We start from the raw sequence: 12893 nt of genomic DNA, 5'->3' as shown, positions 1-12893 counted from the left end.
AACCGCACTGTCTACGAAACCGAAGCCCCACGCTTTAGCGTGTGGGTGCTATCACCGGGCGATCAACAACGTTAACCTATGGGATTCAGTCGTTGATGGATAGTACACGAGGATGTCTTGTTTGTTGTCTTTGTTGAGGTTCACGAGTCGAGCATTTCGTTCGTCGTTGGGCATAGCAACTGCTATCTTTTGCGGTTTCTGCGCTAACAGTTCCGGTCCCGGGACACCAAGAAAGACGTGCAGTTCTTCCCAGGCCTTGCCGACCAGTAGGTCTGAGCGTCCATCGCCATTCACATCGCCCAGCAGGACGACTGGAAAGAGAACTCTGTGCGGCTCGAAGGGGTCAAGTGCAGGTCTAATTTTACGCGTGGTAGTGGGTTTGTGAGGATAAACTCCATTTTCCATGCGATAGAATTCGATATCTATTGAAATCGACTTGCCGAGCATCGCGCGGCTCATTCCGATAAGTCCGGTCTGAACATCTTTGAACAGAATGTCGATCTCACCATCTCCGTCGAAATCTTCTAACCATTGCGATGAATAGCCCCAAGGCAGCAATCCACCAGCGGTTCCTCGCGGTTGGATTGTCATACTAACATCCTGCGCGAACACCGTCCCATCGGGTGTTGGTGCGCCGAGATGCACCTCGTACACGCTGTGCTGTTTTCCGAGGCTCCGTCCCTGTAGTGAGTGAATCAGAAAGTCAGCAACGCCGTCGCCGTTCAAATCTTGGAATCCACGCAGCACCCTCCGCTTCGTGTTCTCTCTGAAGCCAGAGATGAGTGAGAACATATTCTCGTCCTTGAAATCAAAGGCGATTGAGTAGGCACCGTCGGTGTCAAATGGGATGTCTACAGTGAAAGTCTCCGCCACCCTGGAAAACATTCCGCGGGCATCCTGGCGATAAACATCGAAATGATCGGCGTTCCAGAACACGAGATCGCTGCGTCCGTCGAGGTCATAATCCATTTGGTGGAGACGGCTCAGATACCAGAGGGCAGTCAAGGCATTTATCCCTACCTCGCGGTAGCTGCGGCTATCGTCTAAAGCAATCTTGTCGAGGAAAGGGTCAGGCGGTCCGAGTTTTATCGGAGGGGTGAACGAACCGTTACGCAATTGCGTGGCTATCCAGAAACCGTCAATATCGGGTACTGCCAGGTCGTTGAGACCGTCCCGGTTTACATCGTGCGTAATGTCAATATATGGAATTCCACCGTCATTTGTTGCCTTGTAGGTCGTAGTGACCTCAACCAGCATACGTTCCACTGCCGAGTCGGGATCAAACCAATTTAGGTGTCCATGTTCGTAGGTGATTAAGCGATCGCGTCCACCAATATTTACGACATCGACGAACAACACTTCGGGACGCAGCGTTGCGTCAAGTCTCAACTCCCAAACGCTGTCGTTGAACGCGTAGATGTGCAAGTGCCGGTTGTCATTTTCGTCACTGCTCACCACAGCAAGTTCCGCGAAATCACCGCCGAGAAAAAATCCTGTTAAAATAGTTTGATGTTTCGTCGAACCCGTATCGATCTCGTGCTGCTCGAAAGTGAATTCGACGGAAGCGGATGCCATTGAACCAACCTTTTTGCTAAGCAGACCAGAACATCCCGTTAGAAGGACACTGAAGACCAGTATAAGAAAAGTATGAAATGGGTTTTGCTTTTGCATTTTTATTCTCCTTTCAGATTTTCAATATGTTAACAAAGATAAATAAATGAACAGTGTTAACTTTATAGGAAAAAATAGAGGCGACCTGCGCCAAATAGTGTTAAATTCTATGCCTGCAAACCCTGAATCGTTGTGTCAATCTCATACCCATCGTTGACAAACAGCTCACGTGCTGCAACAAGAATTTGCCGCCGCAACTGTTCTTTTTCTCTGGCTCTCCGTTCTTTAACACCCATTGCTTTACCCTTTATTTACAGAGTCATTTAACTTTACACTGTTAAGTATATCATGTATTTTTTCTTTTGTCAAATTTTTTTGCATTATTTTTTTTCAAACATAAAAGACACAAGTCTTGGCAGTTTGTTTTGATCTGTTTCATGCCACCATTCCTTGAATTCCTTGAGGCGGAATCCATTGGTTGTGGCGGCATTCAGGAAATCTGAGATGTGATGCACGAATGCCTGAATTTCTGTGGTTCCCTGAGTTGTTTGAAAGTTTGCTTGTGTGCCTTGATACTGCCTGAAAGGGTGCAGTTCAGAGACGAAGAAGTGACCGCCAGGAACCAATACACGGAATGCCTCTGAGAATATGAATTGGAGGTTTTCTATGTGTTCAAGGACGAGGTTGCAGACGACGAGGTCTACGGACGCGTTATCGCAATGCCACGGATGTGTAATGTCGGCATGCGAGAAAGTCACATTGCTGAACTTCAGTTTTTCTCTGGCGAGAGCAATCATGCCTTTTGAGAAATCGAGAGCATAAACGTTCTCACCGATTTGTGACAAAAGGTAAGTATTCTTTCCCGTTCCACAGCCGAGTTCAAGGATTGATTTGCACTGCCAATTTGCGAGTGTTTTCTCGGTGACGGCCTGATCTAAGTCCCGCGTGCGATTCTTGTCAGAATCGTAAGTTGCTGACCAGTCGTTGTAGGCGTTTTGGATGTTGTTCATGTTGGGTTGTATGAATTAAGCTGATTTGTTCTCGTTTCCCTCTGAGATTTTGGCATTGGGAATTACTTGCGAATTATTATACCGTGCGGTCTTCTGGTTGTCAAGAGATTGCTTGTTGTTTCTTTTTCCTTTATCATTTTTGCGAGTTTTGCTATAATTCATTTTCTACAAAAAGGCACCCACCCCTACGTCGAAATATAGGGTTTGGGGTTGAAAATATAGTCCTATTTTCGCATAGGAGGCAAATAGAGATGAGTGTTAGAAGTTGCGGCGGATCCGTCCTAATTGGGTTGATTGTCATCACTTTTGGACTGTTGGTTGCAAGTAGCAGCCATGCTGCTGTGCTTGATCCAAAAACTGTTGAAGTCGCCTATCTCTTTGACGAAGGAAAAGGCACCGTTGCTAAAGATATCTCTGAAAATGGTCGAGATGGGGACATCTCTGGAGCGAAATACGTCAAAGGTGTGTTCGGAACCTGCCTGGATTACGATGGCAGTGACGATAATTTGGTTGTTACCGGCTACGCTGGAATCGGTGGCACGGACCCTCGGACGACTGTTTTCTGGTTTAAAGCCGGGGACACACGAGAGCATTCGTGGGTGAAGTGGGGACCGAACCTGACGGGAGAAAAGTACTACATCCGGTCGCATCTGAGAGGTGCCGAGTGCAACTTGAGGGTTGAAGTTGCGGGAGGGCAGAATTACGGGGCAGACGACGTCTGTGATAAGGAATGGCATCACATGGCGGTGGTCTTTCCCAAAGGTTCAGACGCTGTGAAAGACCATGATCTCTATGTTGACGGTGAACTTCAAACCAAAGAAGGCACCGATCAAGCAATGGACACGAATGATGAGGCGCAGGAAGTGAACATGGGGGACTTCCTGGCGCACCACCAGTTTATGTTCGGTCTCTTTGATGAAGTCGCTATCTTCAATGTGGATTTGAGTGAAGATCAGATTAAGGCAATCATGGACAACGGATTGCAAGCGGCACTCGGTGTAGACCCACAAGGGAAATTAGCCACAAGTTGGGGCATGATTAAGAAGTATTAATCCCACAGATCGAGTCCCAATAGTTTTCGTCCCAGGGGTGTCAGTTCCGCGGGTCCATAGTTTTTCGCTTCCCAACCGCGTGGATCGCCCGGCCAGGGACCACGCCCCAAGGCTCTCCGTTCCCGCCAGAGTGTGATACGTTCTTGTCGTCGTTCTTCATCCATCGGCTCGGGAACCGGATAGAAGTTCATGTATTGTGCCAGTCGGGGCTTGTCAGAGGTGTTACGACCGTTGCCGTGCGGAAGTGCGACATGCCATATAAGCAGGGAACCTGCCTTCGCTGGTACCTGTATGAATTTTTCCCTATATATTTCCGGCGTAAGTTCTGGCACCCATGGGTTTTCCTCGTCAATCAGCGACTTGTGCGCCCCGGGCCAACAGACAAAAGACCCTTGATTGTCAGCCGTGTCTGTCAGAAACAGGACACCTTGTGTGTGGAATCTAACGGGCAGTTTTGAGGTGTCGGCATCCCAGTGGTACATCCCTTTATGGTCCCACTCAGGATGGTCAGGATGTTTCGGCGGCTTCATATTGACGCGGTCGGGGTGAACCCAAATCCGGTGGGTACCGTATACCTCGGTATAGATTTGATGGATCGGTGGGTATTGATAGACGTTCCACATGGCTTGGTGTTGGTACATCTCGACCATACCTGCGCCGGGTTTATGCGGGGCGCGATACCAGTTATTTGGATCTGAAGGGTCCATCTCCAAAAACGCAAAAATCGCATCAATGACCGCATCGCAAAGTTCAGTGGGGACGGCGTTTTCGATGACCATATAGCCGTATTCATCAAAATGGTCGCGATGTGCTTGTGTGAGTATTCCCATTTGGTTTCCTTTGGTGTTAGCGTTTAATATTTAAGCAAGTGTGCTACTGTAAGGTTGCGCGTGCCGCCTGATACAAACGAAATAGACTTTTGTGTGTTTCTTGGGCGAGTATTTGTGGATGCCATACCAGTTCTGCTATCGAATCACTGATGACAAATCCTGATGCCATATCAACACCACGCAGTGTACTGATAGCAAATAGAGCGGCGGCTTCCATCTCAACTGTGACAACTCCTTCCTGTTGATAGTGCTGAATTTCTGCGACTGTTTCGCGGAAAAAAGCGTCAATCGTCCAAGTTGGTCCCTGTGTATAAGGAGTGCCATCAGCCTCAAGTGTCTTCATAAGTGCAGCTGTCAGATTTTTAGACGGCATCGCAGGTGCTAACGGGTCTTCCAAATAGTGATAGGAAACGCCTTCATCACGAATCGCACTGGTGCACACAACGACATCGCCAATATGAGAGGTTTTTTGTAGGCCTCCGGCAATCCCCACATTGATAAATCGCTTGACCCCGAGTTCTATGCAAATTTCGAGGAGCATTGAGACACCAGGGGCACCGATGCCGTTATTGCCGCTAACTGCCACGCGATTGTCAGTTTCGGTCAGTAGATAGAATCCGCCACCTACCCCATGAACCTGCTCAACATTTTCAACCTTGGTAATACGCTCAAGCAGATTTCCTTCATAACAAAAAATGACACTTTCGGGAATAGGAAAATCGGGAATGAAGCCTTGTTTCCGGAAATAGGCAACGTGCTCTTGTGGTGTGATAATGGGGGTCGATTTATGTTTGCTCGGGAAATTCGGTATTGGCATGGTTATTTGGAACGTTGAGAGTTTTGTATCGAATAATAAGTGGTATTGCAGCGCGAATTAAAGGTCGTTTGAACCGTATGTTACCAAAATTGATTGTTAGAATAATAACAAATCTGGCTGACAAAGTCAAGTCGTAAGATTAGCCGTTCGATCCTTGTGAAAACCGTAGTAGATTTTACAATGAATCTGGATTTGGTAAAAAGTCCTTGTACCGCAAACTGTTAGTTTGCGATACCGCTGATTTCACTTAGCACCACACAAACTATGGGAACCCTGAAAAATAAACAGACATTTTACCCCACCCCGGTAGGTGCGGTTTCTAACCGCACTGGTGCTGAATGTCTAATTAATTCTAAGGTTTACCATAAATGAAGTTTAAGAAAATAATTCGGTAATATCCGAATATTTGGAAGCCCGAACTTGTTCGGGAGTGTTTCGGTGCCCTGCGTCCCTAACAAGTTGGGGAAACCTCCGGAAAGAATTACCGATTTAAATAATTAATCTTCATACAGTTTGTGCTACACTAAGTCGGCAGAACCCAAGATTAAACTCACATAATAATGGGCTATAAAGGGAATCGGCGAGGTAGGAAACCTCGCCAGCGGGATGAGCATTGTTGGGTTAGTGGTCTGTTGGGTTCAGATGGACCCTTGTCATACCCACGAAGTTCAGGAAATAGAACACAGCATCGTGTTTAGGTTCGATGCAATTGTCCTCTCCACGAGCCGCTAACATCGCATCGATTAACATCTCTACGGCTTTTTCGATCTCATGCACTGAGGCATCACATCCCTTTGCAAGGTCCTCAATCGATTTTTTCCCTTCTACGAGTTGTCTCAAAATAGCGACGATGGTGGGATTTGTGAAGAGACTCGCAAGATTCGCAATCTCGGCATCCGGTACGCTTGATAAAAAATTATCAACACTGGTGGTCCAGAGCGAGAAGCGATTTGACTTTTTTCCGCCGGTGGTGCGGTAACTACCCCCATAACACCACGCAATAGGTTCCTCACCATTCTGGGGGAGCCGACATAATGTTGATACCGCTTCCCGTTTCTCAGCCTTAAGAAAGGCATCCGATTCATCTGCGATAACCTGAAGTTGCTCCTGCAAATCGGCAATCTGACGCTGCATTTCTTCAAGACTTGCCCTAAGTTTGGATTCGTCTCTGACTTCCTTTGTCATGGTCGTTTCTCCTTCTAATTGGCTTTGGGTGTAATGTTCCCCTTCGGTTGTAATCTCGAGTGCTTCTCGGATCATAAATGCATACTTCCTTAATCGTTGCCTTGCACGACGGATCCGACTCTTAATCGTATTCTCTGAGACCCCTAAGGTCTCGCCTATTTCTGAAGAGGTCATCTCTTCAAAGTAGTGGAGCGTGATAACCTCGCGGTCACTCTCCTTCAATTCCGCAAGCAGTTTTTTGACGAGATCGCGTTGCACTTCGGTAGTCGCTTTTGCATGTTCCGTTGCGATATACCGAGAGTACGCCGCTCCCTCTATTTCCGAGATGTGAACTTCTTCCAGCGACCTGATTTGTAGTCGGTTTTTTCGGAACCATGCGATACAAAGGCGATCTACAATCGCATATAGCCACTTTGAAAACTGTGCTGGATGGTTTAGCGTGTCAAGTTTCTGGTAAACTCGCAGAAAAGTCTCCTGTGTAATATCCTCGGCAATCTGAAAATCCCCTATTTTCCGCAACGCCCGGGCATGAACCTGCCGTTGATACTTTTGAATCAAATTCTCAAAAGCCTTCTCGTCACCCGCAAGTATACGCTGGATGAGTTTAACATCGTCTTTTTTCATCAGACATCTCCAGAAAGACTATTATTCCGTCCACATTTTCTTTTTGTAGGAGCGAGTGTTTTTGCTCCGTCCGCGTCACTATATAATGACGCGAGTTAGGTGAAGAAAGGTGCATAATTCTGGAGAGAAGGATAGTGGATTCAAAATAACGGATAGGTTTACTTGACGACCCTTCCATCAATATACTGCTCCGCGATGGTGTGTCCGCAGAGGCTTAACACTGTCGGAAAGACATCGACAGAACGGATGTACGGTTCGACGATTGGATAATTCGTGGCAAGTGGAATGTTTAAGTGTTCCGCTATTAAGGCACCGTGCGTCGCGTGATGCTCTGGGACTTCATAGCGGGCGCGTAGGTCGTAACCGCTCTCGGCACTGAGGACCAAATCTCCGGTGCGTTGGCTCTTGAATATCTGCCATAACTGAACAATTCCATCTGGATAGGGAGTGTCGTATGTTTCATGTAGCGCGTCCCGCGAAGACAGATTCTTGTAGTGGATGCCGTATCCGAGTGGGTCTGTGCCAGTAAACCGATAGGAGAAGCGTAGCGCGTCTGCGGATTTAGAAGTTATAGCCGCGCGCTGTGGATTTTCGCAAGTTTTGTTTTGCAAGTGACAAGAAATTCTCCCTTGTCCGCTTCGGCTTTGAACAATGATGTTCCCCGTTTCGCTCTGCCCTGCAACGAGTCCCAATCCCTCCAGTTCAATCAGTGAACCAACGACACCCATTTGCTGAAGTTTCTCGAAAGGCGTACGTGTTCCCCATCCCTTTCCGTCCGAGTTGTTTTTGAAGTAGAGGTGTGTCATTCCGTTCCCGGATACCATACTCGCAGAGACGGCACCTTGTCGCCAAACCTTTGGATAATGCAGGCATCGCCAGCCGCCGCCATCTAAATGCTGAGGGACATCAATGTGCGTATGTGTGTCGGTCATTCCGTGATCACTGGTAATCAAGATGAGCGTTTCCTCAAGTGTGTTCGCCTTTTGCAAAAGATGAACAAGTTTGCCGATCGCCGTATCTATTTCTCGGTAAGTCTGAAGGACCTGTGGAGATTGTATCTCTGTGAGGTGTGAAAAGGTATCGACTGCAGGAAAGAGGCACATCACAAACTTGTCACCCGCTTCGACGGCTTTATGTAGGTGATGCGTAGCGATCTTGTTAACGAATCGCCACCGATGCGAGAAGTGGGCATAGGTATAGACGAACGATTTAATCCGACGCGTCAGGTTTTTAGAAGGCGGACACCCGCGAGTGAGGAGGTTGTAAATATTACTTACAGGTGAGAAGAAATTGAAGAGTGACGGATAGCCTATCGGTAAATCGGCTTCAAAACGGAGCCCGTCGATTCCCATATAACTGCAGATGCCGGGACGTTTGAAACGGTGTGGGAAATGAAAATCCGATTTAGACAACCACCGGATACCCGGAATATTCGCTGTGCCGGGATACAACCCCATAAAAAAGGGGAGAAAGGCGGGACCTGTTGTTGAAGGAAAGACGGAGACCGCCTTGTTCAAACTGCCGCGGTCCACGACGTGTTTCTTGATATTCGGGAGGTCACCGTTTTCAAGTAACCCTCTAAACACTGTGTAGGGTGCTCCATCAATTAAAATAAAAACCAAGCGTTTGAAGGAACGTTCGGTTGATGCCATTATTCCCCCGTATTACTACGTGATAATGCGTGGAAAAAATCAAATTTGTTCTACTATGAATCCTTTCCTTGGGTATAAGTTTCCCAGAGTGCTTTCGGATTTTCGACAGAGAGGCCAACATTCCCACATTCACCGCAGACGGTTGCGCGCAACGCTTCTCTGTGAGCCTTCTTAAAAATCATAGCATCGGGGTTACCCTCTACTTCGACTTCAACATCTTGTCCCATTCCTGCTTCGTAGCGATCCCGAATTCTCAAATTAGGCATGACCTTCTCGGATCCACACCTGCCACATTTCATCGCTGTCATTTAGCTATGCCTCCATATTTCAGTATTTCGTGCTTATACAAACTATTATATCCTGAATCGTCAGCAGTGTCAATCTCTCTAATTCGAGAGCATAGACTCCCTGTAGCATAGGAGACCGTTAGCCTGTGCTATACGTATCAAAATTTAATTTGACAATCTATTATGTAATGTTGTATAATAATTACATGTAATTAAGTTATATGTGTTTAAAGAACAAAGGAGATTTTACAATGTCAGAATATGAAGGAAAACACGGGAGAAAAAGACACCGTGAAAGAAGAAGAAAACATAAGCGCGAAAAGGGAGAACGAAAAAGAGATAATGTCGTAATGGTCAGGGTCGATGAGGAGAATCTGAATCGGATTGACGAGCTTGTGGAGACCGGACAATTTAACAGTCGTTCTGAAGCGACGGCGTTTCTGATCAGTGAGGGCATCAAAGCCAAACAGCAGATGTTCGAGCAGATGGCAGATAAAATTTCTCAGATTCAAAATTTAAGAACTGAGCTGGAGGCAATGATTGCCGAAAATACAAAAGCGTCCGAATCTATCGGGCAGAATGGAGAAAGTCGATGACGCGAATCACTGTCGCGGCTGCGTTAATTTTCTGTTTTCTTGTCGGGACTTCGGTGCTGGCGCAGCAACGAAATCGAACTGAACCAAAAGTGCCTGAAGGCGTAACGGTACATCGGAATATTGCTTATGTTACCGATGGGCACGAACGTCAGAAACTGGATCTCTATGTGCCGGACACGGGAGGAAACCTACCGCTCATCATCTGGGTGCATGGGGGTGCTTGGCTCGGTGGCAGCAAGGAACGCTACGCACCGATGGAATATCTCAAATCGGGCTATGCGGGTGCGAGTATCGGCTACCGTTTGAGCCAGCACGCTATCTTTCCAGCACAAATCGAAGACGTGAAAGCCGCGGTGCGGTGGATCCGCGCGAATGCGGAAACCTATCGTCTCGATCCGAATCGATTTGCGGCATGGGGTTCTTCTGCGGGTGGTCATCTCGTTGCTATGCTCGGCACAGCCGGTGATGTAACCGAATTTGAAGTGGGTGAAAACTTGGAAGTGTCCAGTCAGGTGCAAGCCGTCGTCAATTACTTCGGACCCACAGATTTCCTTCAGATGGACACGCATCGCCTCCCAGATGGATTGGTTCATGACGCCCCTGATTCGCCAGAGTCTAAATTGGTCGGTGGCCCCATTCAAGAGCATGAGGACCGTGTGGCACGAGCGAATCCTATCACCTATGTCTCCAAAGACGATCCACCTATTCTGATTATCCACGGGGATCAGGATAAACTTGTTCCGTATCACCAGAGCGTGTTATTGAAAGACGCTCTCGAAGCGATAGGGGCACCGGTTGAGTTTTATAGGGTAGAAGGCGGCGGTCACGGTTGGTTTAAGGATCCAAAAGTCCCAGAATTAACAAAAACCTTTCTTGAAAAACATCTGAAGCCATAATGTAGTACGATTTCCGATTGATGAATATATCTGTCTTTTGTGGCATAGACTGTTAGTCTGTATGAGTGCGATGCACAACCTAACAGGTTATGCTACAAAGAACTCCTTTTCCACTGACCAGTTTACTTGTCTTTATGGGTGCCCATCAGCAGGAAATGTATGAGAACGTCCAAGCACGACCTAACGCGCGGAAGCATTCCAAAAGCCCTCCTACGATTGGCGATCCCTACCTTTGTCAGTCAACTCCTTCAAGATTTGTTTAACATCGTTGATATGATTTTCGTTGGTCGGCTCGGACCCGGAGCCCTCGTTGCTGTCGCGGTCAGTGGGAATTTGCTGCGGCTCGTGAGCATTCTGGCACACGGTATCTCGACGGGGACGATTATTCTTGTGTCTCAGTTTATCGGTGCCAGGAAGCGTAGAGAAAGCGAGGATATTGCCATGCAATCCTTGATGCTTAACGTGGTTTGTGCGTTGGGCATCGGGGTGTTAGGCTATCCGTTAGCGGAATTTGGGTTGTGGTTAATGGGTGTCGAACCGGAAGTCATTCCGTTGGGTGTTCCCTATCTTCGCGTGATGCTGCTGGGTGGAGTGGTGATGTTTCTCTCCCGCACCCTCACTGCAATTTTTCGCGGTGCCGGGGATGCGATGACACCGATGGTGGTCCTAATTTTTTCTTCGGTTGTTAACATCGTTTTGGATCCACTGCTCATCTTTGGGATCTGGGGATTTCCACGACTCGGCGTGGTCGGTTCGGCGTATGCGACGGTGATTGGTCGCAGTCTCGGCGTTGTTGTCCTTCTTTATCTCTGTTTTAGAGGATATAGTGTGATTTCTCTGCGTCATGTTCAACGGCGCCCGAACTTTTCACTGTGGGGTCAAATCATGCGTTTGGGAATTTTTACGTCCATGCAGGCGTTGTTGCGGCACGGTTCACGCGTGTTGTTTATTCGGATTGTCGCTGTCTTTGGCACGAATCCCGTTGCTGCCTACGCTATCTGTATGCGGTTACGTAGCTTGGTTATGCATTTTGGGACTGCCTTCTCAAACGCGACAGCACCGATGGTTGGACAGAATATCGGTGCCAACCGAATTGATCGTGCCGAGAAATCAGCGCATTTAGGAAGTGTCTTAGCAGCGGCGGTTGTTACGTTTATCGGCATCTTCTTATTCACGATCCCTCAGTTCTTCGTCGGTTGGTTCACGAACGACCCCGCAGTTATTGAGATTGGGAATGTGTATTTGCGGTATCTCGCAGCGACGTTTGCGTTCATGGTTGTCGCCAGTGTTTTAGGGCGTGCGCTCAACGGTGCTGGAGATACGAAGTCCCCGATGACGATTACAGGACTCTCTCAGTTCGGGGTTGGATTGATATTGGTGGTTCTGCTCTCCCAGTTGATAGGACTCACGGGGATTTGGTGGGGGATTGCGGTATCAAACGTTGTACAATGTCTCCTGATAGGGTACTGGTTCACGCGCGGCAACTGGAAAAATCAAAAGCGCGGCGTCGTCAGTCCAATTCGTTAAATAAAATATAACCAAAAACCGATTTCACGGAGAACGCACAAATCTAAAATCACAAACCCAATGAAATCAAGGGGCCTCATGAAGCTCCGTGAAACCTTCGTGAAAACCCCTGTTAAAATACAGTCCTGATTTCGATGTATTTCAACATAGCACTATTATTGTTTTTAGGGATGTGCTATACTCTCTGAAAACTACTTTTGGAGAGACACAATGCGACTTTTCACTTTTTCACTACTTGTTATCGTGACTGTTTTCACACTCGGTTGCGCTGAAAGTAGATTAGATGTTGTTCTTGACCAGTTGGACCGACCCACCTACGAAGTTGTTGGCGAGGTCGCAGGCTGTTACGACTATTTACTGGGTGACCTAACACAGTACTACATCGCCTTAGATAAGGTCTGTGTGGATTTATTGGTAACCGGGAAAACACTTGAGGAATTGGCTGTTGATACAACCATTTCTACAATCCTATCGGATACCGACACATATCACGCCGAATATGTAGAACTTGAGGCTTTTGTGATTGCCACCAACGATGACGGTGTAGTGATTGCAGATGTGAACAATGACCTCACCAGTGATACTCTTATTATCATTGACGATGGCACAGAATATATTGGCAATCTCACGCGAGGCAGTCAATATAAGTTTCTGGTTCAAGTTGTCATTGCTGATGTTGGCAACCTCGGTCGACTTCTTGCCGAACCGGTAGCAGTAGAGGACGAGTGATTACCTGTGAAGGTGGTGCAACGATGATTTTCGATACCACTTGTGAGGTACGATACCATCACGACAAAGAGCTAATG

At 47.4% G+C, this 12893-nt stretch carries 13 protein-coding genes; 5 read left to right on the top strand and 8 right to left on the bottom strand.

Annotated features, from left to right (window positions below; genetic code table 11):
* Positions 1–51 precede the first annotated feature (51 nt).
* From OXN25_04965 to OXN25_04955, 3 genes are all read right to left on the bottom strand, one after another.
* Positions 52–1671: a VCBS repeat-containing protein gene (locus OXN25_04965; GenBank protein ID MDE0424202.1), complete on the bottom strand. Its 1620-nt coding sequence runs from the start codon at positions 1669–1671 to the stop codon at positions 52–54.
* A gap of 107 nt (positions 1672–1778) precedes the next feature.
* The gene (locus OXN25_04960; protein MDE0424201.1) at positions 1779–1907 is read right to left on the bottom strand and encodes a hypothetical protein; all 129 of its coding nucleotides are present in this window, start codon (positions 1905–1907) and stop codon (positions 1779–1781) included.
* 84 nt (positions 1908–1991) lie between these two features.
* Complete coding sequence (locus OXN25_04955) at positions 1992–2621, bottom strand: class I SAM-dependent methyltransferase (protein MDE0424200.1); 630 nt, start codon at positions 2619–2621, stop codon at positions 1992–1994.
* Positions 2622–2872: 251 nt separating this feature from the next.
* On the opposite strand from OXN25_04955, the gene OXN25_04950 reads away from it, so the two are divergent.
* Complete coding sequence (locus OXN25_04950) at positions 2873–3673, top strand: hypothetical protein (protein ID MDE0424199.1); 801 nt, start codon at positions 2873–2875, stop codon at positions 3671–3673.
* Here the strand turns inward: OXN25_04950 and OXN25_04945 are convergent.
* The 5 genes from OXN25_04945 to OXN25_04925 form a co-directional block, all read right to left on the bottom strand.
* The gene (locus tag OXN25_04945) at positions 3670–4503 is read right to left on the bottom strand and encodes a phytanoyl-CoA dioxygenase family protein (GenBank protein ID MDE0424198.1); all 834 of its coding nucleotides are present in this window, start codon (positions 4501–4503) and stop codon (positions 3670–3672) included. The genes OXN25_04950 and OXN25_04945 overlap by 4 nt on opposite strands.
* A gap of 43 nt (positions 4504–4546) precedes the next feature.
* The gene (locus tag OXN25_04940; protein ID MDE0424197.1) at positions 4547–5320 is read right to left on the bottom strand and encodes a nucleoside phosphorylase; all 774 of its coding nucleotides are present in this window, start codon (positions 5318–5320) and stop codon (positions 4547–4549) included.
* Positions 5321–5941: 621 nt separating this feature from the next.
* Positions 5942–7129: an RNA polymerase sigma factor gene (locus tag OXN25_04935; protein ID MDE0424196.1), complete on the bottom strand. Its 1188-nt coding sequence runs from the start codon at positions 7127–7129 to the stop codon at positions 5942–5944.
* Between the two features lie 158 nt (positions 7130–7287).
* The gene (locus OXN25_04930) at positions 7288–8781 is read right to left on the bottom strand and encodes an alkaline phosphatase family protein (GenBank protein MDE0424195.1); all 1494 of its coding nucleotides are present in this window, start codon (positions 8779–8781) and stop codon (positions 7288–7290) included.
* A gap of 53 nt (positions 8782–8834) precedes the next feature.
* The gene (locus OXN25_04925; GenBank protein MDE0424194.1) at positions 8835–9089 is read right to left on the bottom strand and encodes a hypothetical protein; all 255 of its coding nucleotides are present in this window, start codon (positions 9087–9089) and stop codon (positions 8835–8837) included.
* 230 nt (positions 9090–9319) lie between these two features.
* Here OXN25_04925 and OXN25_04920 point away from each other — a divergent pair, with 230 nt between their 5' ends.
* From OXN25_04920 to OXN25_04905, 4 genes are all read left to right on the top strand, one after another.
* Positions 9320–9664 carry a ribbon-helix-helix domain-containing protein gene (locus tag OXN25_04920; protein ID MDE0424193.1) on the top strand — a complete coding sequence of 115 codons (345 nt, stop codon included), beginning with the start codon at positions 9320–9322 and terminating at the stop codon, positions 9662–9664.
* The gene (locus OXN25_04915) at positions 9661–10560 is read left to right on the top strand and encodes an alpha/beta hydrolase (GenBank protein ID MDE0424192.1); all 900 of its coding nucleotides are present in this window, start codon (positions 9661–9663) and stop codon (positions 10558–10560) included. Before OXN25_04920 ends, OXN25_04915 begins: the two co-directional genes overlap by 4 nt.
* A gap of 159 nt (positions 10561–10719) precedes the next feature.
* Entirely contained in the window at positions 10720–12087 is a 1368-nt protein-coding gene (locus tag OXN25_04910) for an MATE family efflux transporter (protein MDE0424191.1), read from the top strand.
* A 210-nt stretch (positions 12088–12297) separates the two neighbouring features.
* Entirely contained in the window at positions 12298–12816 is a 519-nt protein-coding gene (locus OXN25_04905) for a hypothetical protein (GenBank protein MDE0424190.1), read from the top strand.
* The last annotated feature ends 77 nt before the right edge of the window (positions 12817–12893 follow it).

It is taken from the genome of Candidatus Poribacteria bacterium, assembly GCA_028820845.1.
In the GTDB taxonomy this organism is placed as follows: domain Bacteria; phylum Poribacteria; class WGA-4E; order WGA-4E; family WGA-3G; genus WGA-3G.
This window is presented reverse-complemented; position numbering and strand designations above follow the sequence as displayed.